Source organism: Cupriavidus sp. 94F1 (assembly GCF_057798875.1).
On record NZ_JBYOJT010000003.1, the window covers coordinates 484,794 to 510,745 of the forward strand.

At 66.9% G+C, this 25,952-nt stretch carries 19 protein-coding genes; 7 read left to right on the forward strand and 12 right to left on the reverse strand.

The annotated features are described in order from the left end of the window. The first annotated feature begins 456 nt into the window (after positions 1–456). The gene (locus AC3FJ6_RS09990; protein WP_153946292.1) at positions 457–951 is read left to right on the forward strand and encodes a hypothetical protein; all 495 of its coding nucleotides are present in this window, start codon (positions 457–459) and stop codon (positions 949–951) included. A gap of 33 nt (positions 952–984) precedes the next feature. Here the strand turns inward: AC3FJ6_RS09990 and AC3FJ6_RS09995 are convergent, their stop codons facing one another. Then, complete coding sequence (locus tag AC3FJ6_RS09995) at positions 985–2,811, reverse strand: diguanylate cyclase (protein ID WP_488771715.1); 1,827 nt, start codon at positions 2,809–2,811, stop codon at positions 985–987. 168 nt (positions 2,812–2,979) lie between these two features. Between AC3FJ6_RS09995 and AC3FJ6_RS10000 the strand changes: the two genes are divergently transcribed. Beyond that, positions 2,980–3,672: an aspartate/glutamate racemase family protein gene (locus AC3FJ6_RS10000; protein ID WP_488771717.1), complete on the forward strand. Its 693-nt coding sequence runs from the start codon at positions 2,980–2,982 to the stop codon at positions 3,670–3,672. 17 nt (positions 3,673–3,689) lie between these two features. Here the strand turns inward: AC3FJ6_RS10000 and AC3FJ6_RS10005 are convergent, their stop codons facing one another. From AC3FJ6_RS10005 to AC3FJ6_RS10020, 4 genes are all read right to left on the reverse strand, one after another. Beyond that, positions 3,690–4,883, reverse strand: a complete 1,194-nt coding sequence (locus tag AC3FJ6_RS10005; protein ID WP_488771718.1) for an MFS transporter — start codon at positions 4,881–4,883, stop codon at positions 3,690–3,692. A gap of 145 nt (positions 4,884–5,028) precedes the next feature. Next, a complete protein-coding gene (dinB, locus tag AC3FJ6_RS10010; protein WP_488771719.1) occupies positions 5,029–6,201 on the reverse strand; it encodes a DNA polymerase IV in 1,173 nt (390 codons plus the stop codon). Positions 6,202–6,317: 116 nt separating this feature from the next. Continuing rightward, the gene (rarD, locus tag AC3FJ6_RS10015) at positions 6,318–7,223 is read right to left on the reverse strand and encodes an EamA family transporter RarD (protein ID WP_488771720.1); all 906 of its coding nucleotides are present in this window, start codon (positions 7,221–7,223) and stop codon (positions 6,318–6,320) included. Between the two features lie 137 nt (positions 7,224–7,360). After that, a complete protein-coding gene (locus AC3FJ6_RS10020; protein WP_153946298.1) occupies positions 7,361–8,500 on the reverse strand; it encodes a TRAP transporter substrate-binding protein in 1,140 nt (379 codons plus the stop codon). Between the two features lie 346 nt (positions 8,501–8,846). Between AC3FJ6_RS10020 and AC3FJ6_RS10025 the strand changes: the two genes are divergently transcribed. Then, positions 8,847–10,616, forward strand: a complete 1,770-nt coding sequence (locus AC3FJ6_RS10025; protein WP_488771721.1) for a carbohydrate porin — start codon at positions 8,847–8,849, stop codon at positions 10,614–10,616. On the opposite strand, the gene AC3FJ6_RS10030 is transcribed toward AC3FJ6_RS10025, so the two are convergent. From AC3FJ6_RS10030 to AC3FJ6_RS10040, 3 genes are all read right to left on the reverse strand, one after another. Then, positions 10,600–11,379: an aquaporin gene (locus AC3FJ6_RS10030; RefSeq protein ID WP_488771722.1), complete on the reverse strand. Its 780-nt coding sequence runs from the start codon at positions 11,377–11,379 to the stop codon at positions 10,600–10,602. The genes AC3FJ6_RS10025 and AC3FJ6_RS10030 overlap by 17 nt on opposite strands. A 128-nt stretch (positions 11,380–11,507) precedes the next feature. Beyond that, complete coding sequence (locus tag AC3FJ6_RS10035; RefSeq protein WP_488771723.1) at positions 11,508–12,404, reverse strand: DUF2272 domain-containing protein; 897 nt, start codon at positions 12,402–12,404, stop codon at positions 11,508–11,510. A 329-nt stretch (positions 12,405–12,733) separates the two neighbouring features. Further along, positions 12,734–13,012 carry an HU family DNA-binding protein gene (locus AC3FJ6_RS10040; RefSeq protein WP_066737795.1) on the reverse strand — a complete coding sequence of 93 codons (279 nt, stop codon included), beginning with the start codon at positions 13,010–13,012 and terminating at the stop codon, positions 12,734–12,736. Positions 13,013–13,974: 962 nt separating this feature from the next. Here AC3FJ6_RS10040 and AC3FJ6_RS10045 point away from each other — a divergent pair. After that, positions 13,975–14,493 (forward strand): SET domain-containing protein, encoded by a 519-nt coding sequence (locus tag AC3FJ6_RS10045; RefSeq protein ID WP_488771725.1) that lies wholly within the window; start codon positions 13,975–13,977, stop codon positions 14,491–14,493. 15 nt (positions 14,494–14,508) lie between these two features. On the opposite strand, the gene AC3FJ6_RS10050 is transcribed toward AC3FJ6_RS10045, so the two are convergent. The 4 genes from AC3FJ6_RS10050 to phhA all read right to left on the reverse strand — a co-directional run bounded on the left by AC3FJ6_RS10050 (position 14,509) and on the right by phhA (position 18,521). Beyond that, the gene (locus tag AC3FJ6_RS10050; RefSeq protein WP_488771726.1) at positions 14,509–16,257 is read right to left on the reverse strand and encodes a sensor histidine kinase; all 1,749 of its coding nucleotides are present in this window, start codon (positions 16,255–16,257) and stop codon (positions 14,509–14,511) included. 59 nt (positions 16,258–16,316) lie between these two features. Next, complete coding sequence (locus AC3FJ6_RS10055; protein WP_153946304.1) at positions 16,317–17,021, reverse strand: response regulator transcription factor; 705 nt, start codon at positions 17,019–17,021, stop codon at positions 16,317–16,319. Between the two features lie 100 nt (positions 17,022–17,121). Next, complete coding sequence (locus AC3FJ6_RS10060) at positions 17,122–17,433, reverse strand: 4a-hydroxytetrahydrobiopterin dehydratase (RefSeq protein WP_283780726.1); 312 nt, start codon at positions 17,431–17,433, stop codon at positions 17,122–17,124. A gap of 158 nt (positions 17,434–17,591) precedes the next feature. After that, on the reverse strand, positions 17,592–18,521 hold the full coding sequence (phhA, locus tag AC3FJ6_RS10065; RefSeq protein WP_488771727.1) for a phenylalanine 4-monooxygenase: 930 nt from the start codon (positions 18,519–18,521) through the stop codon (positions 17,592–17,594). Between the two features lie 164 nt (positions 18,522–18,685). Here phhA and AC3FJ6_RS10070 point away from each other — a divergent pair, with 164 nt between their 5' ends. The 3 genes from AC3FJ6_RS10070 to AC3FJ6_RS10080 all read left to right on the forward strand — a co-directional run bounded on the left by AC3FJ6_RS10070 (position 18,686) and on the right by AC3FJ6_RS10080 (position 25,937). Then, positions 18,686–19,165, forward strand: coding sequence for an Lrp/AsnC family transcriptional regulator (locus tag AC3FJ6_RS10070; protein ID WP_488771728.1), 480 nt, complete (start codon positions 18,686–18,688; stop codon positions 19,163–19,165). A 92-nt stretch (positions 19,166–19,257) separates the two neighbouring features. Continuing rightward, a complete protein-coding gene (locus AC3FJ6_RS10075) occupies positions 19,258–25,233 on the forward strand; it encodes an alpha-2-macroglobulin family protein (RefSeq protein ID WP_488771729.1) in 5,976 nt (1,991 codons plus the stop codon). Further along, positions 25,230–25,937: a lysoplasmalogenase gene (locus tag AC3FJ6_RS10080; RefSeq protein WP_487523381.1), complete on the forward strand. Its 708-nt coding sequence runs from the start codon at positions 25,230–25,232 to the stop codon at positions 25,935–25,937. The genes AC3FJ6_RS10075 and AC3FJ6_RS10080 overlap by 4 nt, the downstream gene beginning before the upstream one ends. Positions 25,938–25,952 lie beyond the last annotated feature (15 nt).

A 25,952-nucleotide genomic window follows, 5' to 3' on the forward strand; every position in this document is an offset into this window, starting at 1 on the left:
ATTGGAATTTGGGTTGTGCTTTTAGGTTTTTGGCTATTGACCACCATCCACAAAGAGACAGCAGTAGCCATGGCCCGAATTCTAGAAGCGTGAAACTGTCAAAACCCTGTCAAAACGTCTGCTTGATGCTCGGGGTTTACGTGGTGTTGTCTGCTTTGTCTGCCTCTCTCCCGTCCCGGCCGGACCGGGCGCCTGTCGTTTTTTGGCATCGTTGTATCTGCCAGATCAGATCTGCACATCTTTGACTTGGCTCAGGTCGGACATCTCACTACGATTTATCTCAGTTGCCTGCCGCACCGACAGCGTCGTGCTGACGTTGCATGGCGGCACGGCGGCCACAAACAATGCAACAAGGTTGAGATGGACCATCGCACAACGAGGCGCTGGCCGATTCGGGATATCCGGTCTTTTCGGTTTTCGGGTGAAGTGACAAACAAGAAGTCTCAGGGGTCAATCATGGATACAACGATCAAGGCGTCGGACGTCTGGTCGCCGGAACGCGACGCAGGCGCCGACCGCGGCCTGTGGAAAAGCACCGTTGCGGCCGCCAACCAGGCGCTGGAGGCGGCCAAGGGCATGCAGGCGGCCGTGGGGCAGACGCTCAAGCTGCAACACAAGATCATGGCGCTGCGCGACGAACTGCATCGCGCCGAAGCCGAGCGCGACATGTATCGCGACCTGCATGCGCGCACCGTCGACGAACTCAACCACACGCTGGACCTGAGCCCTGCCGAATGGCAGCGCCTGCGCGCCGACAACGAGACGCTGCAGATCCGGCATCGCGCCTACAAGCTGCTGGTGCAACACTACGCGCGCGCGGGCACGCCGATCGATCCGGCCACGTTTGCCGAGCAGCGCAGCCGCGTGCAGCAACACATCCTGTTTCAGCGTCGCAAGGGTATTCCGGTGTCGGTCATCACGGCCGACGACATCGCATTCCTGTTGCGCTAGGCAAAACCGCGGCGGAGACGTCCATGAACTGTCTTATCCCTGAACAGATGGCGCCACAGTATTGCCGACCGGCGCATCAGCCGCGCACACCCGGTTACGGCCCGCTTGCTTGGCGGCATATAGACGGCGGTCGGCCGTCGCCAGCATGGCATCGAGTGTCGGGCAACCGTCGCTCACGGCTTCTGCGACGCCAATCGATACAGTGAAATGAATGCGTCCGTCGCCTTCGCTGGGCGACGGCGCATCGGGTGCCGGTTTCACTGGTGTGGCCTGCACGGCGGCGCGCAGCCGTTGCGCGGTTGCCTCGGCTTCGGCCAGCGTGGTCTGCGGCAGCAGCACCGCGAATTCCTCTCCGCCAAGCCGCGCCGGCAGGTCTATCTCGCGCAGGTTCCGGCGCAGCACGTCAGCCAGCGCCACCAGCACGTGATCGCCGCTGGCATGGCCCCAGCGGTCGTTCACGCGTTTGAAGAAGTCGATGTCGAGCATCAGCATCGACAGCGGTGCGGGCGGTGATGCCTCGACACGAGCCGGGCCGCCGCCGGCCAGGCTGTCGTCCGCGCCGGCAGCCTCGCGCTCGCGCCGTCGTCGTGCCGATTCCCTGCCGAACGCCTCGCCGAAGTGCCGCCGGTTGGCCAGCCCGGTAAGCGGGTCGGTCTCGGCCAGCCGCTGCAGTGTCTCGCCGGCTGCCACATAGTGGCGGAACAGCAGCGTCACCACGCGCAATGTGACAAACATCAACAGTGGCAGGGCCAGCCAGATCGCCAACAGCGGTGTGCTGGTGCGTTGCAGGACCGCGCGCCATACGTCGGCATCGCTGAAGGATTCCACCAGCAGCCACGTACCGCGCTGGCCCACCGGCTGGTAGATCAGATATTGGCCATCCGCGTGCCGCATGCCGGCGCCTGCGTGGAACAGGTCCTGCACGGGAACACCGCGCCAGGCCCGGTCCACATCGTCGGGCCAGTGCATGTCGATGCGCACATTGTGCTGGCTCGACGCGATGATGCCGCCGCGATAGTCCATCAGGTATCGCGTGGTGCCGGCGTCTTCCGGCACGCCGATCAGGTCGCGCAGACGTGCCAGTTCCACGTCGATGGCCACCACCCCGCGAAAACGGTTTTCCACATAGACCGGAATGCTCAATGTCGTGCGCAACTGCGTGCTTTCGAATTGCGTGTAGACCCGCGTCCAGCGAATGTCGCGCGACGCATCGCGCTCGGGCAGCATGTCGCGGTAATACGAGATATCGCTGAACCGCCTGAAGAGTGCCGGCGCCTTGTCCGGCGCCAGCGGCGGGTAGGTGACGTAGAGCCCGTTGCTGGAGATATAGCTCACGGTACCGCCGGCATTGTCGTCGTCGCGCAGCCGCAGGCTCAGGCCCAGCACATGGCTGAGCTGGCGCGCCGCGTACAGGTCGGCCCGCAGGTCGGCGTCGCGGCGTTCGAAGCCTTCGAGTTCGTCGAGCACCGCGGGCGCCGTGCCGATCACCGGAGAATCGCCAAGCGGCACCTCCATCTGCCAGATACGCTCGTTGCGCTGCGCGAAGGCCCGCTCCACTGCGGGCTCTGCCGGGGCCGCGCCGTTGTCGTAGAGGGTGATCAGTTGCTGCGCATAGTCGCGCACGAAAACCAGCCTGGAGCGTTCGGCGGCGAAGACCGCTTCGCCACCCAGCGCGCGCAATGTCAGGTCGTGGTGGCGCGATGACAGGACACGGTCGCGCAGCAGGTACAGGTCACGCGCGCCGACGATCAGCATCAGCAGCATCGCCAGGCTGAAGCCGACGATAACCACGCGCTGCGGGTGCATGAGCGCCGCGCGCGGCAGCCAGCGCGGCCTCGGCAGCAGTTTGCGCCATGACATCGATCGTCTCCCCGGCAAGGCCCGTCCACGGGACGGGTAGTAAAACGGCGACTTTTAGCTGCAACATCGACGGCGGGCGCGCCAGGGCGTGGCGCGCCGGCTCAGTGTAGTGCAGCCGCGCGGCGCATGCCATCATGAAAGCCTGACAACCATCAAGGGGGATTTCTCATGCCACGGCACATCGGTATCGCGGCCTGTTCCGCCGAAGGCGCGGCACTGTGCTATCGCACGATCTGCATGGAAGGGGCCGGATTCCTCGGCGCGCACGCACATCCGGAAATTACGATGCATACGCCATCGCTCGCCACCTATGTGGCCTGCCTGGAGCGCGGCGATCTGCAGGGCGTGGCGAACCTGATGCTGCGCTCGGCGTACAAGCTGGCCGCGGCCGGCGCCGATTTCGTGATCTGCCCCGACAACACCATCCATACGGCGCTGGACCTGGTGCGGCCCACGTCGCCGCTGCCGTGGCTTCATATCGCCGAGGTGGTGGCCGACGCCGCCGTGGCACGCGGCTTCCATCGGCTTGGCATCACCGGCACGCGGTGGCTGGTGGACAGCGAGGTGTATCCGGCCGCGCTGGCCGCACGCGGGCTGGAAGCGGTGCGCCCGCCCGTGGAAGACCGCGCATTGATCGACCACGTGATCATGAACCAGCTGGTGCCCGGCATCGCCACGCCTGAAGGGGTAGCGACGTTCCGGCGCGTGATCGATGACCTGCGGCACAACGGTTGCGACGCCGTGGTGCTGGGCTGCACCGAGATTCCGCTGATCATCGACGACGGCAATTCGTCGTTGCCGACGCTCGATTCAACCCGCCTGCTGGCGCGCGCGGCACTGCAGCGCGCAGTGGCGGCGTAGCCCTCCGAATTGGCCGATCAACGACGTTCCGTGCGGAAGTACAGCAGCGCGATGGCGGGCAGGGCGAAGCCGATCCAGCTGGCCAGGGGCCAGCCCGCACGCGCATAGGCCCACGCGCCCACTGACGATCCGATGGCGCCGCCCACGAAAAAGATGGCCATGTACAGGCCGTTGAGGCGGCTGCGGTGTTCGTCGGACAGCGAGAAGATCGCGCGCTGGCCGATCACCAGATTGGTCGACACCGCGAAGTCGAGCAGCACGGCAGCCACCGTCAGCGACAGCAACGACAGCAGCGAACCCTCCGCCCCCACCCGGCTCAGCAGGAACGAAGCCGCGCCCAGCGCCAGCGCCAGCGCCGTCATCTGCCGGCTGTGGCCACGGTCGGCGTAGCGGCCCGCCATCGGCGCGGCAATGGCACCGGCCACACCGACCAGCGCGAAGATCGCGATACCGGTCTGCGACAGATGGAACGCGGGCCCGGCCAGGTACAGCGGCGTGGTGGTCCAGAACAGGCTGAAGACACCGAACATGGCGGCCTGGTACGCGGCCCGGCGGCGCAGGATCGGCTGGGTGCGCAGCAGATGGCTCATCGAGCCAAGCATCTGGATGTAGTTGACGCCCGGCGCCGGCCGGCGCTGCGGCAGCTTGCGCGCCAGCACGATGCCGAGCAGCACCATCGCCACGGCCGACGCCGCGAAGATCGCGTGCCAGCCGAACAGGTCTGACACCAGGCTCGACACCGGACGCGCCAGCATGATGCCCATCAGCAGTCCGCTGGTGACATTGCCGACCGCACGGCCGCGCGCATGCTCGGAGGCCAGGTGCGCCGCGAACGGCACCAGCACCTGCACCGCCACCGAGCACAGTCCAATCGCGCAGCCCGCCACCAGGAACACGCTGGCATGCGTGGCCAGCGCCGCCGCCAGCAGGGCCGCCGCGCACCCGCCCACCAGCGTGAGCACGAGCTTGCGGTTTTCGACGATATCGCCCAGCGGCACCAGCAGCAGCAGGCCCACGCAGTAGCCGGTCTGGATCAGCGTGACGATCAGGCCGGCAATTTCCGGCGACAGCTGCAACGCGCGTGCAATCGGCCCGACCAGCGGCTGTGCGTAGTACAGGTTGGCGACGATCATGCCGCAGGCCACGGCCAGCAGGGGCGTGATCCAGGCGGCCGGGGCGGCGGTACGTTGGGCGGGAGCGGCGGTTGTCATGGGGCGCGCGTGGGCGGAAGGTGGGGCGTGGCGCTCTCGATGGGCGCCCGTCGAAGCCGCCGATTCTACCGGGAGATAGATAGGGCCGTATGACGTGGGGGTTTTTTGGCCTGGGATCGGCCCGATTCGCCTGGAGGAAGGCCGTTCAGCCTTCCGCCTCGTCGTCGAAGCGGAATTCCTCCTGCACCGGCGCGGGATCGTCCCCTTGCTCGGCCGCCGGGAGCAGGGCGCTGACGCGCACGCCCAGCAGCCGGATGCGCCGCTCCAGCGGTATCCGCTTCAGGCACTCGGTGGCACCGCGCCGGATCATCGCGCCATCGGCGGTATGGGCGGTCATGGTCAGGTCGCGGGTCACGGTGTGGAAATCGTCAAAGCGCAGCTTGATGCCCACCGTCCGGCCCACGTACCCCTTGCGGCGCAGGTCGTCGGCCACGCGCATGCACAGCCGGGTGAACTGCTCCGACAGCACGGGGCGATCGGTACGCGGGTGCAGGTCGCGCTCGAACGTGGTTTCGCGGCTCATCGACTTGGGTTCGGAACTGACCACCACCTGACGGTCGTCGCGGCCATGGGCCACTTCCACCAGCCAGCCCGCGTAATTGCGGCCGAAGTGCGCCTGCAGTAGCGCCAGATCGGCCTCGGCCAGGTCTCCCACGGTGTCGATGCCGATGGCCTGCAGCTTCTCCGCGGCCTTGGGGCCGATGCCGTTGACCTTGCGCGCCGGCAGTGGCCAGATGCGCGTGGGAATATCGGCCGGGGTCAGGATGGTCAGTCCGTCCGGCTTGTCCAGTTCGGACCCGATCTTGGCCAGGAGCTTGTTGGGGGCCACGCAGATCGAACACGTCAGGCCCGTCGCTTCATGGACCGCAGCCTTGATGCGGGCGGCTACCTCGTGCGGCTCGCCCTCTATATCACTCAGATCGATATATATCTCGTCGATCCCGCGATCTTCTATTTGTCCGGTGAATGTTCGGACGGCCGCCTTGAAGAGTCCGGAGTAGCGGCGGTAGGCGTCGAAGTCCGTCGGCAGCAGGATCGCGTCGGGCGCCAGCTTGGCGGCCTTCATCATGCCCATGGCCGAGAACACGCCCAGGGCGCGGGCCTCGTAGGTGGACGTGGTGACCACGCCCCGCCCCACATAGTCACGCAGCCGGGCGTGGCGGCGCGATCCGTCGGGTAGTACCTCGGGCACCGCATTGCGGCCGCCGCCGATCACGACCGCCTGGCCACGCAGGTCCGGATAGCGCAGCAGTTCCACCGAAGCGTAGAACGCGTCCATGTCGAGATGGGCAATACGCCGGGGAGCGTTCGGGGGCATGAGCGTGGAGAGGCGATCGATACTGTATATCCGTACAGTATAGTGTGGCGACGTTGTTTCCGGAATAGCGCGCGATTGCCACGAATATTCACATCACGGATAGAAGCGGCGGTTTTTTAAGCGGGTTCATTTTTCGTGCTGATGGACCGCTTCGCATTCAGACGCGTGACCAGCAAACCCTCGGCCGCGTAGATTGCCAGCGAGATCCAGATCAGGGCATAGCCGATCTGCTTCTGTGCCGGAAACGGCTCGTGGTAGAGCCAGATGCCAAGTACCAGCTGGATGGTGGGCCCGGCGTATTGCAGCAGGCCGAGCAGCGACAGCGGGATACGGCGCGCGCCGGCGGCAAAGAATAGCAGCGGCACCGCCGTGAGCGGACCGGCCAGCAGCAGCAGGATCTGCGTACCCGTGCCTGCGCTGCGCGTGGTGTCGTGCCCGGTCAGGAGCAGGAAGCCCAGCGCCGCAGCGGCCAGCGGGAACAGGATCAGCGTTTCCAGCGACAGGCCCTCGAGCGCACCGAGCGCGCCGGTCTTGCGCAGCAGCCCATAGCCGCCAAACGACGCGGCCAGGCCCAGCGCAATCCACGGCAGTTGTCCGGCCGACCAGGTGAGCCAGAGCACACCGGCCGCCGCGATGGCGATCGACAGCCACTGGGCCGGCCGCAGCCGCTCGTGCAGCAGCAGCACCCCCAGCAGCACACTGAATAGCGGATTGATGAAATAGCCCAGGCTGGCATCGACCACGCGATCGGCCGACACCGCCCAGATATAGAGGAACCAGTTGCAGCACAGCAGCCCCGCGCTGGCCGCGAAGTTCAGGATCAGGCGCGGATTGGCCGCCACGTCGCGCAGCCAGCCGAAATGACGGCGCCACAACAGTATTGCCCCCAGGAATACCAGCGACCACACCATGCGGTGCAGCAGGATTTCCAGCGGCGCCACGCCGTGCAGGGACTTGATGTAGAGGGGCAGCAGGCCCCAGATGATGTACGCCAGCAGGGCGTAGAAGATGCCGAGTTGCATGGGAATGTTCCCGGTAGAGTCCGGTTGTGGGGCGGATTCTACCGGGGTGTGGGCAGGCGCGTGGCGCCATGAAAAAACCCGGCCGGAGCCGGGCTTGTCGTGAGCGAAATGGCCGAATGGCCAAATCATCGGTTCGCTTACAGCTTGCGCGCGTAGCTGAACTGCGCGAACGCCTGCTCGGCCACGTTGAACCAGGCGGCCTCGTTGTTGCGGAACACGCGCCAATCGTCGTAGATCTTCTTGAACGACGGGTTCTTGGCGCTTTCGTCGGCGTACGCTTCCTGCGTGGCCTTGAAGCAGGCTTCCATGATCTCCTTCGAGAACGGACGCAGCTTCACGCCGCTTTCCAGCAGGCGGGCCAGCGCCTGCGGGTTCACGGTGTCGTACTTGGCCATCATGTTGGTGTGCGCCTCGATAGTGGCCGTTTCCAGCGCGCGCTTGTAGAGCGCCGGCAGCTTGTCGTACTCGGGTTGCGATGCGTAGAACGACAGCTGCGCGCTGCCTTCCCACCAGCCCGGGTAGTAGTAGTACGGCGCCACCTTGTAGAAGCCGAGCTTTTCGTCGTCGTACGGGCCCACCCATTCGGCCGCGTCGATCGTGCCCTTTTCCAGCGCCGGGTAGATGTCACCGCCGGCAATCTGCTGGGGCACCACACCCAGGCGGGCCAGCACCACGCCGGCAAAGCCGGCCACGCGGTACTTCAAGCCCTGCAGGTCGGCCACGGTCTTGATTTCCTTGCGGAACCAGCCGCCCATCTGGGCGCAGGTATTGCCGCCCATGAAGTTGACGACGTTGTATTCCTTGAAGAACTCGCGCATCAGCTTCATGCCGTTGCCCTGCATCATCCAGGCGTTCTGCTGGCGCGCGGTCAGGCCGAACGGGATGGTCGTGTCGAAGCACAGCGTCGGATTCTTGCCGAAGTAGTAGTAGCCGGCCGTGTGGCCGATCTGCACGGTCTGGTTCTGCACGGCGTCCAGCACCTGCAGGCCCGGCACGATTTCACCGGCGGCGAACACCTTGATGTTGAACTTGCCGTCGGTCAGTTCCTTCACGCGCTGGCTCAGCAGTTCGGCCCCGCCATAGATGGTGTCGAGCGATTTCGGGAAGCTGGACGCCAGGCGCCATTCCACCGCCGGGTTGCTGCCGACCACAGCGGGCGCGCCCGGCGCGCTGGCCGATGCGGCCGGGGCCGCGGGCTTTTCTTCCTTGCCGCAGGCGGCAAGTGCACCCGTGGCAGCTACGGCCGAAGCCTTCAACAGGAAGGAACGACGTTCCATGGACATCTCCTCTTTTATAGATATATAGGCGTGACTGCCTTGCACCCGTTATGCGTTGCCCGGAAGACAGGTCGGACGATTATAGCGGTGGCGTTTTCAGCACGGATGCCCTCAGGGATGGGGGTTTTCGCTAGGAATTCGGCACTTCCGCAACGGTTTTGCCATGGCGCCCGGGCATGCTTCGATGCGGTGCATTTCGCTTTCCGCAATGTGGGAATCCGGACGCATTTCCAACGCTTTGTGACGCGATCGCGGGATTTTGTAACCCGGCTTGCGGTCCAAAAGTTCGCCTGTTAAAAACTGAGCCCTCCCTCCGGAGTTCTTCCACGCCGGCCCTGTTGTGTCCATGTTGCAATCCGTACTGCCTCCCGCCCGCCCATTTGCCCGTCGCCGCCTGACTTTTGTCGTCCTGGCCGCCTGGGGGCTCAGCGCGTGCGCGCAAACAGGCACTTCGGTAGCGCCACCGCCGATGATCGCGGAGAGCACGACCCAGCTGGTGACCTCCGCCGTGGCAGCCGGCGCCGTGCCTGCCGCAGCACCTGCCGCCGCACCTGCCAGCGTACCGGCGACCGTACCCGCCGCTGCGTCCGCCGATCCACTGGCGGACCTGATCCAGTCGGCCAATGCTGCCGAGGGTGCCGATGCGGCAAAGGACCGGGCTGCCGCACCTGCCAATACGGCACTGGCGGCCCAGGGTGGCGAAACGCCTGCGGTCGCCGAGGGCACCGCCACGGTTGCCCAGGTGCCCGCCGACGAGAATCCGGACTTCGTGGGTCCGCCCGACTCACTGGCTCCGCCGCCCCCGCCACCGCCGCCGGTGGTGCTGTTCCCGCACCGGCTCGGCGAATTTCCGGCACTGCCGCAGGACGGGACGCCAACACCAGCGACACCAGCTCGGCATTCGGAAAACGCCGATATCGCGTCGGAAACCCCGTCCGACGCGCCACCAGTGCTGCGTTCGCAACTTCCAGCCGACGACCCAGCCGGGGATTCGGTCTGGCGCCTGGGCTACAGCGGGCGCGCGGCGGTGGAAGACCGCTCCGGCACGCAGCGCGCGTGTCCGGGTGGCGGCACACCATCGGCAGGGTTTGGCCAGGGGCTGGCCTGCACCAGTTCAGGCGAGGTCAAGATCCGCGAATCGGTAGCGGATATCGGCGGCGGTGCACAGGTGCAGCTGGTCGCCCAGGCCAAGGGCACCAATGCCACATCGGTCAACGGCAATGCGGCCGCTGTCGATCCGTACGCGCTGGTGCCGAACTTCTATACCTCGGTCAGCGGCCTGTCGGGGCTGACCGTGCTCGACGGCGCCAGTGTCTGGGCAGGGCGTCGCGACAGCAATCCGTTCCTGATGTCGTCGGGACTGTTGCCGCCGAACTCGCCATCGATGCGTTTTGGCATCGACAACGCCAAACTGGGCGAATTCGGCGTGAGTTATCAATACACCGCGCGTAACGACCTAAATGGCGCCAAGCTTCCCAGCTATCACTCGGTGCTCTCGACCCCGATCGACACCAATGACAAGGGTTCGGTACGGGTCGGCTTTACGCGGGTAGAGCCGCTCTCGCAAATCGAAGACACCGGCAGCGCATGGTGGGCATCGGCCATGCACGAGCAGAAGGGCGTGCTGTATGGCACCAACCGGCTGGGCTTCCAGTACGGGCAGGGGTCGCGCACGGCCATGACCGGCTATTCGGGCATGGGCAACGCGCTGTCGCGGGTACGGGTGTCGGAATCGATGGAGTGGAAAGGCCGCTCGGGGCTGGCCGGCTCGGTGGAATCGAGCCTGCAGCTGGATCGGTCGGGCATCGGCACGTTGCAGTGGGCCGCCACCCGCGTGCGGCCGGCCTTTGTGGCCAACGACCAGTTCAAGCTGAGCTTCGAGGTGGCGCACGACCAGATCTCGTCGGGGTTTGGCGTGGGTGGCCAGCGCACCGCGTTCACGGTGGCGCCCACGATGACGCTGGGCAAGGCCACCGGCAATGCCAACCTGCGCGCGTTCTATACGTACAGCCGTGCCAGCGACGTGGACGGCATCACCTTCGCGGCCCCGGCCGACGCCTGGGCTTCGCAGACCAGCGGCTCGATCTTCGGCGTGCAGCTCAATCGGCGCTGGTAAGCCCCGGATGGCCTTTCCAACGGCGCCTGGACAGGTCGCGCGGCCCCGTCGTCACCGGCGGACACAGCCAGTGGAACAGTAGCGTTGCATTCATCGCACCAAATATCTGAGCAAGAATGAACGCGGGAATATCGATCATGCGAATACCCGTGAACGTATTGGTCAGCGCGCAGGCCAGTGTCAGGGCCGGGTTTGCGAACGACGTCGAGGACGTGAACCAGTAGCCGGCGGTGATGTAGCCCGCCACGACAAACGGCACCAGGCCTGGCCGCGACCGCCCGGTGGCGATGGCCAGCCCGATCAGCCCGAACGACGCCAGGCATTCGCTCCACCACATCGGTGCCCCGGTGCGCGCCTGCGTCGACAACGACAGCGCGGGCAGGCCGAACATCGCATGCGCGGCCATCACACCCAGTACGGCACCCATCAGCTGAACCACCACATAGCCAGCGGCTTCGCGCGGCGAAAGCCGTCCCTGGATCAGGTTCGACAGACTGACCGCCGGGTTGAAGTGCCCGCCGGACACCGGCCCCAGCGACACCAGCAGCGCCACCAGGCCGGCCCCGGTGGCCAGCGCGTTGCAGAGCAGGGCCAGCGCGGTATCGCCGGCGGCCAGCCGTTCCGCGCGGATACCCGACCCTACGACGATGGTGACCAGCAGGGCCGTACCCAGTGCTTCAGCCACCAGGCGACGCGCGAGATCGGGAGGGGAATAGGGGGCGGGCGAAGAAGTGGAAGAAGGAGGAGGCGCTGCGGCGGACATGCGAAAGATCGTCGAAATACGATCGCGCAGTGTTTCGCGGCGGGGGACGGCCCGTCAATGCAACAGGGCGATGTTGAGAAACTACCGCCGGTACCGAATCGGCCTGGCGGCGGCAGTGTTGACTGGAATTACTGCAGGTCGTTACGCAGGATCAGCAGCCACGGCATGTGCGAATTCGTGAAGCCGTCGAGCTGGCCCGCGTCGTTCAGGTCGATCACATCCATCGACACCGACTGCTGGACGTTGCCGCCGATTGCCTTGACCACATTGGCGGCACGATCCACCTCGACCACGATGTCGCAATGCATGGGCGTGGTGCCGAAGCCGATTTCGGACGGATCCGAAAGATATTTGTCACGCCCGCGGCCCGCGCAGATCATGTCGCCAGGGCGCGGCACGGCGGGCACCCGCTCCACATGGAACGCCGGGCGCGGCAGGATGCCATCGCGCGCGTCCACCACGTACATCGAATGGGACTGGCCCGTCAGGAACTGGTCGTTATCGAGCCCGGCCTTGCGCATCACCCAGGAAATAAACACGGCCGACCACGCCCACGTGCCCTGCGTGACCTGGCGGCAGTCCGGCGCCTCGCCGACGATGCCCCAGTAACGCTGGGCCATCCGGCATCCCTGCGGCGTGGCCTCCATGCCGGTGCCGTCGGGAAACCGCAGGCATTGGCTATCGCCATCCTCTTCCATATCGATGTCGGCCGACGGCTGCATCGCCGTACCTTGGCCCCCGGCGCCATTGGCAGGCAGCGCGGCCGCCGGGGCGGGCAGCGGACTCTGGGTGACGCACGCCGCATCGTCACGACCGATCCGCACTACCTGGCTGCCCCACTTGCGCCATTCCTGCAGGGCAATATCGACGATCCGCTCACGCGCCGTGGCGCCGGGCGGCGTGGCCACGCGCCCGTAGTCGGGCAAGGGCACGGCCTGCGGGCGGGCCGTACGTGTCGGCGAGGTACTGCAACCGCACAGGACGGCCAGCGCCACCGCCGCCATCACACCCTGCCAGGTACGCATGCGTGCCTGTGGAGAATGCTGTGGAAGTTTGTGTGGAAACTGCTGTGAATAAGGCTGTGGAAATGTGCGCTGCGGCAAGCGGAACGACATGTCAGGCTCGTGATTCCTGATCTCGCGCAAGGCCTTGATTAGCCAAGCGTGGATGACATTTTCGCGTGGTCGCTGCGGGCCTGTGAAGGGGCCTGGCCAACTGTGCGATTCTCCACGCGGAGCTGGGGGAAAAATGGTGTGGATAACGTCCCCGCGCGCTGCGCACCTGCGCCGCTTTCGGGCTATGGCGGCGGCACGGCGGGGTCATGCGAACCGGGCGACAAGCTTGCCCGTCGGCATTACTGGTTGACGGCGTCCTTGAACTTCTGACCTGCCTTGAACTTCACGGTCTTCGCAGCTTCCACCTTGATTTCTTCGCCGGTGCGCGGGTTGCGGGCCATGCGCTCGCCACGTTCGCCCTTGCTGAAGGTACCGAAGCCGATCAGGCTGAGGGTCTCGCCCTTGGCCACGGCATCCATGATGGCGTTCAGGGTCACGTTCAGGGCTTGCTCGGCCTTGGCCTTGGTCAGACCGTCCACGCCTGCTGCGATCGCGTCGATCAGTTCAGTTTTCGTCATGCTTCACTCCGTATCGAGTTGAAAAAACACTGACGTCCGGGCCGGCGACTTCGCTGGAAGCCGCGCCGGCAAAGACGCCGCGGGCCACATCATACCGTGTCGGACACGCCGCACCGGGAACAGTTTGTTACCGGCCCTTGGCGTGCAGGCCGCGTCAGGTCAACGTTGGCGGGTTTTTTACGGAAGAAGCACGCGCCTGGCGCGCCGGTATACGCCCGGGTTCGCCAGGGGCGGCGAGGGGCGGTATACGGCCCTGGGGCCACGTATACGCCCCAGGACGCTCCAGAACGCGTTCTGGAGGTCGGGACAGCCTCGGGGGCGGGCGGAGCACGTATACGCCCTGAGAGGCCCGTATACGGCGCCGCAAGGCTGTCGAGCGCCCATTGTGGCGGTCAGGCCTCAGGCGGCGACGTATACCGCCTGCCTTCATGCCCGTTGGGGCCTGCCCAATTTTTCATCTTGCGTGAAAACGTGCCGATCGCAAGCTGAGCCCCTGCGTGGCTCCGGACATTCGCGGTATACGCCCCGGCGGCGGTCCTCCTGCGTATGGTTTACATCTTTCTTTCATGTATACAGATAGTAGTGATAGGTAAACCCCCTGCCTTTCTGTGGATAACCCGGTATACGCCAATCAGATCAACCGTTTACGTATACCGAAAGCACAGGGATGACATGTTGGCGCGCGTGGATGACTCATCCTTCGGGATGGGATGAGGGACGTATACCTCTCAGGTTGTTCGTATACGTTCCCCATGCCAGCCCCAGGCAGCCCACACCAAACCCATGCGCTTATCCACAAAAATGGCCCCGGTTATCCACATTGGCCCCGGCCGGTATACGTCGCCGGGCCCGGTAAACGTGCCGGGCCAGGTCCGGGCGCCGATGCGTATACCTGACACAGCCGCACGGGTATCATCCGGTTCGCCGGACTGGACCGGCCCACCACCGCAGGAACATCAGACATGTCGGACAAGGCCAACGACGCCAGGGAACAGAAGGGGCAGGCGGGCAAGAAGAAGACCGCCAGCGATCGTATCGAGGTGCGCCGGTCGGGCGTGCATGGCAAGGGTGTCTACGCAATTGGCGCCATTGCGGCAGGCGAGCGCGTGATCGAGTACAAGGGCGAGCACATTTCCTGGAAGGAAGCCCTGAAGCGCCACCCGCACGATCCGGCGGACCCGAACCACACGTTCTATTTCAGCCTGGAGGACGGCAACGTCATCGATGCCAAGTTCGGCGGCAACCGCGCGCGCTGGATCAACCACGCCTGCGAGCCGAACTGCGAAGCGCGCGAGAAGAAGGGACGCGTCTTTATCCACGCCCTGCGCGATATCGCCGAGGGCGAAGAGCTGTTCTATGACTACGGCCTGGTCATAGATGCACGCTATACGAAGAAGCTGAAGAAGGAATACGAATGCCGTTGCGGCAGCCCGAAGTGCCGCGGCACGATGCTGGCGCCCAAGGAGAAGTCGGGCAAATAAGCCGCCCGGCCCGGTTCAGGCCGGCGTGGTGCCGGGTGCCTCGCACGGGATCCGGATCACGAAGCGCATCGACGCGCGGCGCGCCGGCGCATTCGACGATGCGGACGCTTCCGAGGATGCCGGGGCATGCGGCGAAACCGCGCCGGCGCCATCGTCCGGCCCGCCGGCCATGGCCGCCGTGACCTGGGCGGAAGCGGCGGACCCGGCGGACCCGGCGGACGCCGGCACATCCTCGATCCGGATCGTGCCCTGGTGCAGCGTGATGATCTCGTGAACGATGGCCAGACCCAGGCCGGCCCCGCCGGGCGAAGCCTGCAGGGCGGGCGTGCCAGGGGTGCGATCGCCGCGGAAGAAGCGTTTGAACACCTCCTCGCGGCGGGCCGGCGGAATGCCGGGGCCATTGTCTTCCACCATCACCACGGCCATGCCACGGTGGCCCATGGCCTCGCCGCCGGCGCGCACCGTAATGCGTCCACCGGCCGGCACATACTTCACCGCGTTATCGATCAGGTTGGACAGCGCCTCGCGCATCAGCAGCCGGTTGCCGCGCACCACGGCCGGGGCGCCGCCGGTGAACGTGGGGCCGGGCAGTACCTCGAAGCCCAGGTCCACACGCCGCGCCAGTGCCTGCGGCACCCATTCCGCGCCGATCTCGAACGCCAGTTCCGCCAGGTCGAAGTGTTCGACCGGGCCCAGCCGCTCCAGCGACAGGCCGGGCTCTGCGCGCGCCAACGACAGTAGCTGGTTCGACAGGCGCACCGCGCGGTCGGCGGCGGTCTGCACCTCGCGCAGCGCATGACGCGCCACATCGAGCGAATCGGCTTCCACGGCGCGGTCGGCATGCAGCTTCACCGCCGTGAGCGGCGTGCGCAACTGGTGCGCGGCGTCGGCGATGAACTTGCGCTGGGCATCGAGGGCATCGCGCAGGCGCGACAGCAGCGCGTTCAGGGCGCGGATCAGCGGCTCCACCTCGGCCGGCACCTGGGTCTCGTCCAGCGCCGCCAGTGACCGCGCGGTCTGGCGGTTCAGCTTGTCGGTCAGGATCTGCAGCGGCACCAGTTCTTCCTTGAGCACGTGCGACAGGATCAGGCTGCCCACCAGCAGCAGCAGGATCAGCGGCACCGACACCGACAGCAGGATCTCGTTGGCGGCCGTTTCGCGCCGGTCCAGCAGTTCGGCCACCTCGACCACGATCGGGCCGCGCGGGATCTGCGCCTCGGACGGCGTCGTTGCCAGTTCGTCGGCGGCCGGGCTGGGCAGGCTCACTGGCAGGCGCACCGCGCGCACCTGGCGGCCGCTGAACCACGCGTAGAACAGGCGGGCATCGTGCAGCGACGTCTGGCCCGTGCCGTAGCCCAGCCAGGTGTCCATGCCGCCGATCAGCCCGTCCGGACCATGAATGCGCCAGTAGATGCGGTCGGTGCCCTCGGCCTCGACCAGCGTCTGGGCGATGATCGGGATGTCCTGCTCCAGCCGCGGGCCCGCAATGCGGATCTGCTGGGCGATGTTGTTGGCCACGCCATAGAGTGCGCGATCGAAGACCTGCGTGGTGTAGTGCGCCGCCAGCCAGTACGACAGCGATCCGCTGGTCAGCACCAGCGCGAACAGCGGCGTGGCCAGCGCGCGCAGCAGGTGGATGCGCAGGCTCGGGTTCGATGTGCCGCGGGCCGCCGCGCCGGCACGGCTGCGTCCGCCGCGTGTGCGCTTGCCCGTGGCGCTCGCATCGCCAGGCGGGGCAGAAGAAGAGTGCGAACGCGGCCACATGGCGGGTCAGGACTTCCGTTGAAGGCGGCCGCCACCCGGGCGGCGCGTGCCGGTCGGGCTCAGTGGCCCGCGCGGATTTGTAGCAGATAACCGAAGCCGCGCACCGTCACGATCTCGACGTCGGCATCCTCGAGCTTCTTGCGCACGCGATGCACGTAGACCTCGATCGCCGTGTCGCCCACCGTGTCGCCGCCTTCGCCGGCCGGGTGCGCGAAGGTGGCCAGGTGGTCCTGCAGCTGCGCCTTGCTGACCACACGGCCCTGGCGCTGCAGCAGCAGTTCCAGCACGGCAAACTCGCGCGGCGACAGTTCCAGCGGGCGGCCATCGACGAACATGCGGCGGTCGTTGCCCGATAGCCGCAGCCGGCCCAGGCGCACGTCGCGTTCCGGCGCGGCTTCGCCGTGCTGGCTGCGGCGCAGCAGCACGCGCACACGGGCTTCCAGTTCGGGCAGGGCGAAGGGCTTGACCAGGTAGTCGTCGGCGCCCGCGTTCAGGCCCGAAAGCTTGTCTTCGAGCTCGTCGCGCGCGGTCAGGATCAGGACGGGGGTCGTGCGGTTGCGGGCGCGGTAGCGCGCCAGCAGCGTCATGCCGTCGATGCCGGGCAGGCCCAGATCCAGGATGACGAGGTCGTGCTGCTCCTTGAGCAGGTGGTCGGTGGCGTAGACGCCGTCATGCACCACGCGTACCTGATGGCCGGCGCGGGCCAACCCGGCTTCCACGCCGCTGGCGATTTGACGGTCGTCCTCGATCAGCAGGATACGCATGGCGGTACAGGTGACATTGGATGGAAACAATGTCGCCGATTGTACAGGGCAGGCCCGCGGCCTGCCTTTCAGTTGCCCTACAGCCGGGCCGGCGCCGCGTTCAGCGTGCCAGGCCGGCGGCGGCCTGTTCGATGAAGCGGGCCAGGTCGATATCGCGCTGGGTCAGGCCGTTGGCGTCGTGGGTGGACAGCGTGATGTCCACGCGGTTGTACACGTTGAACCACTCGGGATGATGGTCCACCTTGTCGGCCTGCAGCGCCACGCGCGTCATGAAGCCGAATGCCGCGTTGAAATCGGCGAACTTGAACGATTTCCGGATGGCATCGCGGTCCTGGACCGGGGTCCAGCCGGGCAGGGTTGCCAGCAGCGGCTGGCGGGCGTCTTGCGAAAGAGGGGTCATGATGGGCTCGATCTGAAGGGTTGTCTGTGGCTGCACGGGGAACACGACAAAAGCCGGCCCGCCCCGGCGCACACCGGATGACCGGGGGCCAGGGCATTCGGCATTGTTTCACAAAGTGGGATAACGGGCGGGGCCGCTGGGCGGGCAGCGGCCTTCGCCCGGGGGGCGGGTCAGATATCGTCGCTGCTGGCCCAGCCCTCGCGGGTGCCAACGTTGATGACCTGGTCACCCTCGACGATGTCGCCGGCGCCCAGCGTCGGCAGCGCGCGCAGCGCCGGGTAGATGTCGGTGAAGTCCGGGCGCGTGGCATCGAACAGCTGCTCGAAGCTGTCGATCACAAAGTACGTTTTCTGGAACGTGTCGATGCGGTAGCGGGTGCGCATGATCCGGTGCAGGTCGAAGCCAATGCGGTTCGGGCTGGCCGAATCGAGGCTGTAGACCGACTCGCCCTGGCTGGACAGGATGCCCGCGCCGAAGATGCGCAGGCCCTGCGGCGTGCGGATCAGGCCAAACTCCACCGTGTACCAGTACAGGCGCGCCAGCATGTCCAGCGCACCCAGCCGCGCCGCCTTGAGACCGCCCTTGCCGTACGCCTCCATGTAGTCGGCGAAGATCGGATTGATCAGCAGCGGCACGTGGCCGAACACGTCGTGGAAGCAGTCGGGCTCCTGCAGATAGTCGAGCTGTTCCGGCTTGCGCATCCACCAGCTCGCGGGGAATCGCCGATTCGCCAGATGTTCGAAGAACACCTCGTCCGGCACCAGGCCCGGCACGGCCACCACCTGCCAGCCCGTGGCGCGCATCAGCATGTCGTTGAGCTGGTCGAACTCGGGCACGCGGTCGCGCGCCATGCCCAGCGTGGCCAGGCCCTGCAGGAATTCGTCGCAGACCCGGCCTTGCAGCATCGACGCCTGGCGGTCGTACAGCTTGCGCCATATCGCGTGGTCGGTGTCGGTATAGCGATGCACCGGCTGGGCGATGGTGAAGTCGGGGCGCAGTTCCTGGCCGGACAGCAGGCCGGCATCGAACTGTTCCTTGAGCTTGGCGGTCATCGTGCCGGCAAAGTTGCCGGTGTCCAGGGTGGCGGCCGAGGGGGTCATGCGTTGCGTCTCCAAAACTTGTGGTCTGTGTTCCGATCGGATGCGGAATTTATGCATAGTCTAGCGACCGGACTCCGCAAGATGGCCGCAAAATCCACGTTATCCGCCGTCACGGTGCATATAATCCGCATATACCCAAAGATCGATGCGGGATATCTGCGGACATGAACCAAGCCAACCTGGACCCCTATGACCTGGCCCTGCTGGCCGCCCTGCAGGCTGACGGCCGCTCCACCCATCAGCAACTGGCCGAACGGGTACACCTGTCGGCCAGCCAGGTGGGCCGCCGCCTGGCCCGACTGGAAGCCGAAGGCGTGATCACCGGCTACCGGGTGAACCTGTCGCCACAGGCGCTGGGGCTGGGCGTGATGGTCTTTATCAGCGTGAAGCTGGCGCATCATGGCGACACCATGGTCGAGCGCTTCGCCGAGGAAATCCTGCTGCTCGAAGAGGTGCAGGAGTGCTATTCGGTCGCCGGCGAGGCCGATTACCTGATTCGCGTGGTGGTGGCCGACCTGCCCACGCTGGCCGATTTCACGATGAAGCGGCTGATGCGCGTGCCGGGCGTGGAGAGCGTGCGGTCGAACATCGTCCTGACCGCGCTCAAGCGCGAAGGTCCGCTGCCACTGTCACATTTGCGTTAAACCACAAGGCCTTTCTTCCGAAATGTGCAGAGGCTTGCGCTTGCCACCCGCGCATGTCACGCTCGCGCGGAGCCAATTCGGGAGAAGGCAGCATGATCGGGAGGATCGCCACGGCGGCCACGGCCACCGCAGCAGGTCTTGTATTCAGTGCGTTGACATGGGCGCCGGCCGCATCGGCCGCGCAGATCACGCGTTTCTCACCCGAAGGGGTGAACCCCCAGGTGCGCCAGGTGGCCATCCGGTTCGACGAACCGATGGTGCCGATGGGCGACCTCAAGGCTGCCGCGCCGGCATCGGTGTCGTGCGTGGGCGGCGTCGGTGGCAGCGGGCGCTGGGTCAACGCCACGAACTGGGTCTACGACTTCGAGCGTGACCTGCCGCCCGGCGTGCGCTGCACCGTACAGATCACCCCGGCCCTCAAGAGCGTGGCCGGCAAGGCGTTCGCCGGCAAATCCGAATACCGGTTCGAAACGGGCGGTCCGATCGTGATCGCCGCGCGCCCGTCCGGCGGCCAGGTCGAGGAAGACCAGGTCTTTGCGCTGCGCTTCAACGGCGCGGCCACGGCCGGGTCGATCCGGTCCCATGCCTGGTGCCAGGCCGAGGGGCTGGGCGAACGGATTCCCGTGCGGCTGCTGGCCGGCAAGGAACGCGACAGCGTCATCGAGGCGCTGCACTGGAAGGAAGTGGTCAAGCGCGACGGCGATGCCGTGCATCTGCTGGCCTGCCAGCAGCGCCTGCCTGCCGGCGCACGCATGCAACTGGTGCTCGATGCGGGCATTGCCACCCCGTCGGGCCTGGCCACCACGGCGGCCCGCCGCTTCGACTTCCAGGTGCGCGACCCCTTTGCTGCGGGCTTTACCTGCGAGCGCGAGCGTGCCGAAGCCCCCTGCACGCCGCTGCGGCCGATGACCGTCACATTCACCGCGCCGATTTCGCGCAAGGCGGCCGAAGGCATCGTGATGAAGACGCCGTCCGGTCCGAAGACGCCGTCCTTTGATCCGGACGAGGCGCCCGATGCGCCGGTATCCACCATCACGTTCAAGGGTCCGTTCCCGGAAAAGGCCAGCCTGACGATCGAGGCGCCGAAGGATCTCAAGGACGAAAGCGGCCGGGCACTCAGCAACGCCGACCTGTTCCCGATCAAGCTCACCACCGCGGCGCTGCCGCCGCTGGCCAAGTTCGCCGCCGCGCCGTTTGGCGTGGTTGAACGCTTTGCCGATCTGCCGCGCGGAAAATCGGCAAACGACTATCCGGCGCTGCTGCCCGTGACGCTGCGCAATGTCGAGGCCGATCTGCCCACGCTGGCCGTGCGGGCCGAGGCCGGCACCGTGGCGCGGCTCAAGGTCGATGACGACGGCGCCATCCTGCGCTGGTTCGGCATGGTCAAGCGTATGCACGAGAACAGCTGGACCCGCGAGCAGATCGCCGCCATCCGCGCCGGTCAGGCACCGTATTCCGTCCAGAGCCCGCGCAACGCCCCGTCGATCGAGACACGCTCGGTGTCGCTGCTCGAAGGCGTCGCTGGCGCCAGGACGCTGGCCATTCCGAAGTCCACCGACACCACGCCGCGCCCGTTCGAGGTGGTCGGCATTCCGTTGCCCGAACCCGGTTTCCACGTGGTGGAGATCGCGTCGCCGATGCTGGGCGAGGCGCTGCTCGGCAAGAAGGCGCCGATGTACGTGCGTACGGCGGCACTGGTCACCAACCTTGGCGTGCATTTCAAGCTGGCACGTGGCGAGGGCGACGGCGACATGAGCGGCCTGGCGTGGGTGACCACGCTCGATGACGGCAAGCCCGTGGCCACCGCCAGGGTGGCCGTCCGCAGTTGCGACGGCGAGCTGCTGGGGCAGGGCACCACCGACGCCACCGGCGTGGCGCGCTTCCCCAAGCTGGCCGACCGTCGCTACAAGGACTGCGCCAACGGCATGGACGGCTATTTCGTGTCGGCCCGCATCGCGGCCGACCATGCCCAGGCGCGCGGCAAGGCCGACATGGCCTTCGTCATGTCGGACTGGAATCGCGGCATCGAGACGTGGCGCTTCAACGTGCCCACCGATCTGAGCCCGAAGCAGACCGTGCGTGCCCATACCGTGTTCGACCGCACGCTGCTGCGCGCCGGCGAGACGGTGTCGATGAAGCACCTGATCCGAAACGAGACCGCGCAGGGCTTTGCGTTGCCGCAGGCCATGCCGGCGAAGCTGCTGATCACCCATGAAGGCAGCGGCCAGAAGTACGAGATGCCGCTCGCCTGGCGCACCACCGCCACGGGCGGGCGCAGTGCCGAGAACGCGTTCCAGGTGCCGTCGTCGGCCAAGCTCGGTGTCTACGACGTGGCGCTGGTCTACGACAACGATCGCACGCTCGATAGCGGCAGTTTCCGCGTCGAGGCCTTCCGCTTGCCGGTGCTGTCGGGCACGTTGTCGGTGACCCGGGACGCCAAGGCCAAGGGCAATGCGCTGGTGGCGCCCGCCGAGGTGCCGGTGGGCGTGGAGATCCACTACCTCAACGGGGGCGGTGCGGCCGGCCTGCCGGTGCGCCTGTCCGCGCTGATGCGCAACAAGGCGGTGAACTTCGCGGACTATGACGACTACGCGTTCAACCCGCCGCGCGCGCAGCGCCAGAGCGGCAGTGGCGACGAGGAAGACGACCAGGACAGCGAAGGATCGCACGACGAATCCGAAAAACTCGTGGCCGACAAGCTGCCGCTGACGCTGGACAAGGATGGCAACGGCAAGCTGACGGTGAAGAACCTGCCGAAGGTCGATGCCCCACGCGATCTGGTGCTGGAAGCCGGTTTTGCCGACCCGAACGGCGAGATCCAGACGCTGCGCCAGACGGTGCCGCTGTGGCCGTCGGCCGTGGTGGTGGGCATTCGTGCGGCCAACTGGGTATCGGTCAGCCAGAAGCTGGCCGTACACACCGTGGTGCTCGATACCCAGGGCAAGCCGGTGGCCGAATCGCCGGTGCAGATCAAGGCACGCGCCCGCATCACCACGTCGGCGCGCAAGCGCGTGGTGGGCGGCTTCTACCGCTACGACAACCGCAGCGAGACCAAGGACCTTGGCGTGGTGTGCGATGTGCGCACCGACGCCCAGGGCCGCGCACGCTGCGAGGTGGCACTGACGCAGGCCGGTGAAGTGGAGCTGATCGCCAATGCGCGCGATGCCGACGGCCGCACGGCGCAAGCCGCCACGACGGTGTGGGTCACGCGCCAGGGCGAACTCTGGTTCGGTGGCGAGAACCATGACCGCATGGACGTGCTGCCCGAAAAGAAGGCGTACGCGCCCGGCGACACCGCCGTGTTCCAGGTACGCATGCCGTTCCGCCGCGCCACGGCGCTGGTGGCCGTGGAACGCGAGGGCATCCTCGATACGCAGGTGGTGGAGCTCAACGGCAGCGACCCGACGATCAAGCTCAAGGTCAAGCCGGAATGGGGACCGAACGTCTACGTGTCGGTGCTGAGCCTGCGTGGCCGCCTGCGCGAAGTGCCGTGGTACTCGTTCTTCCAGTGGGGCTGGCGCCAGCCGCTGGACTGGTGGCACGCATTCCGCAGCGAAGGGCGCGAATACGTGGCGCCGTCGCCGCTGGTCGATCTGTCGAAGCCGGCGTTCCGGCTGGGGCTGGCGCAGATCCGCGTCGGCAACGAGGCGTACCGGCTCGACGTGAGCGTGACCCCGGACAAGGCGAGCTACCCGGTGCGGGGCAAGGCGCGCGTGACCGTGCAGGTCAAGCTGCCCGACGGCAAGCCCGCGGCCAATGGCGAAGTGGCGCTGGCCGCCGTGGACCAGGCGCTGCTGGAACTGATGCCGAACACGAGCTGGAACCTGCTCGACGCCATGGTGCAGCCGCGCAGCTATGGCGTGGAAACCTCGACGGCCCAGATGGAAATCATTGGCCGCCGCCACTATGGCCGCAAGGCGGTGCCGGCGGGCGGCGGCGGCGGCAAGAGCCCCACGCGCGAGCTGTTCGACACGCTGCTGCTGTGGAATCCGCGCGTGCAGCTGGACGGCGAAGGCAAGGCCACGCTGGACGTGCCGCTTAACGATTCGCTGACCAGCTTCCGCATCGTCGCCGTGGCCGATCTGGGCGTGAACCGCTTCGGCAGCGGCAGCGCCAGCATCGCCGCGACGCAGGACCTGCAGATGATCTCGGGCCTGCCGCTGCTGGTACGCGAGGACGACAAGTACCGCGCGATGTTCACGCTGCGCAACACCACGCAGCGCGCGATGACCGTGGAAGCCACGGCACGCGCCACGCTGGTGGACGCGCAGACGCTGCCGGCGCAGACCGTGCAGATTCCCGCCGGCGAGGCCCGCGAGATCGGCTGGGACATCACCGCGCCCGCGCTGCTGGCGTACAGCCGCAGCGGCACGATCCTGTGGGAGGTGGCCGCCGCCGAGAAGGGCACGGGCGGCGCCAGCGACAAGCTCAAGGTATCGCAGCAGATCGTGCCGGCCGTGCCGGTGACCGTGCAGCAGGCGATGCTGGCGCAGTTGACGCCGAACATGTCGGTGCCGGTGCAGGCGCCGGCCGGTGCGCTGGCCGATCCGTCCGGCAAGCTGCGCGGCGGCATGCAGGTGACGCTGCAGTCCTCGCTGGCCGGCGGCATGCCTGGCGTGCGGGAATGGTTCCGCAATTATCCGTTCAGCTGCCTGGAGCAGCGGTCGTCGAAATCGCTCGGGCTGGGTGATGCGGCGGCCTGGGATGCGCTGATGGCGCAGCTGCCGTCGTACCTCGACACGAACGGGCTGGCGTCGTACTTCCCGCTGCGCAGCGACAGCCAGTCGGGCAGCGAAGTGCTGACGGCCTACCTGCTGGCGATTGCCGACGAGGCGTCGCGCGCAGGGCTGCCGATGCGCATTCCCGACGCACAGCGCGACCAGATGGAGCGTGGCCTGACAGCGTTTGTCGAAGGGCGCATCGCGCCGCCGCGCTGGGCCCCGTCGTCGGCGACGATGGATCTGGACGTGCGCAAGCTGGCGGCCATCGAGGCGCTGTCGCGCAGTGGCAAGGCGCAGGGCCGCATGCTGGGATCGATCCAGATCCTGCCAGACCAGTGGCCGACGTCGGCGCTGATCGACTGGCTGGGCATCCTGTCGCGCGTGCAGGACATCCCCGAGCGCGACAAGCGCATGGCCGATGCCACGCAACTGTTGCGCAGCCGCCTGACGGTGCAGGGCACGCGCCTGGTGTTCTCGACCGAGCGCGCCGACAACTGGTGGTGGCTGATGGCCGGCGGCGACGTCAACGCGGCGAAGCTGCTGGCGCTGGCGTCGCAGCTGCCGGCCTGGAAGGAAGACGTGCCGCAGCTGGTGACCGGCCTGCTGGGCCGCCAGACGCGTGGGGCGTGGTCGACGACCACTTCGAACGCCTGGGGCGTGATGGCGATCCGCCGCTATGCGCAGGCCTATGAGAAGACGGCTGTGGCGGGCAGTGCGCGTGCCACGCTTGGCGAGGTGTCGCGCACGTTCGACTGGTCCAGGGCCGCGCATCAGGACGGCGTGGCCAGCGGCATGATCGACCTGCCGTGGCCGGCGGCCGCCGCCAGCGCACCCGCTGCGCTGCAGGTGGAGCAGCAGGGCACGGGCCGTCCGTGGGCCACGGTGCGGGCGCTGGCCGCCGTGCCGCTGCGCGAGCCGGTGGCGGCGGGCTATCGCATCCGCCGCAGCGTCACGCCGGTGGAGCAGGCCGTGGCGGGCAAGTGGTCGCGTGGCGACACCTATCGCGTCAAGCTCGATATCGATGCGCAGGCCGACATGACGTGGGTAGTGGTCAGCGATCCGGTGCCCACCGGGGCGACGATCCTGGGCAGCGGCCTGGGTCGCGATTCGGTGATCGCCACGCGTGACCAGAAGTCGGCATGGTCTGACTTCACGGAGCGCACGCCCGAGGCCTATCGCGAGTACTTCAGCTATGTGCCCAAGGGCGGGCTGTCGGTCGAGTACACGGTGCGGCTCAACAACGCGGGCGAGTTCGCGCTGCCGCCGACACGTGTCGAGGCGATGTACGCCCCGGACGTGTTCGGTGAAACCCCCAACGCGAAGCTGACGGTGGGAGCGGCCAAGTGAGCTGGATCGCCATGCGGATGCCCCCACGCGTGCGCGAATGGTGGATGGCCGGCGCACTGGCCGGCATCACCTACGGTGTGCTGCTGTTCCAGGCGTCGCTGGAACTGCCGCCCAATACGCCGCTGACCGGGCAGATCGCGTACCAGCCGGTCTGGAAGACGGCAATGGTGCTGCTGCTGGCGCGGGCGGCGTGGTTCCATCGCCCTTCGGCCGAGCGGCGCTGGCTGGTGATTGCGCTGGTCTTCTCGGGCCTGGGCGATTTTCTGCTGGCGCTGCCCGGGCTCCGGGTGTCGTTCGTCGGTGGGCTGGGCGCCTTTCTGATGGCGCATCTGGCCTATCTGCGGCTGTTCGTGCCGCTGGGCGGCGACATGCGTCCGCAGCGGCTGGTGGGCTGCGGGCTGGTGCTCGGTGCGGCCGGTGCGTTGCTGGGGCGCTTCTGGCCCAACCTCGGACCTTTGATGTGGCCCGTGACGGTCTATATCGGCGTGCTGGCCGCCATGGCGTGCGCGGCGCTGCTGGCCCGCCTGCCGACGCCGCTGACGGCGCTCGGGGCGCTGTGCTTTGTGGTGTCCGACGCGCTGATCGGCACGGCGAAATTCCTGTCGCCGTTCGACACATACCAACTGGGCATCTGGTGGACCTACGCCATTGCGCAGCTGCTGCTGGTGGCCGGTGTGGTGGCGGGGCGCGACGCGCACGATTGAGGCATCTGGTGCAGG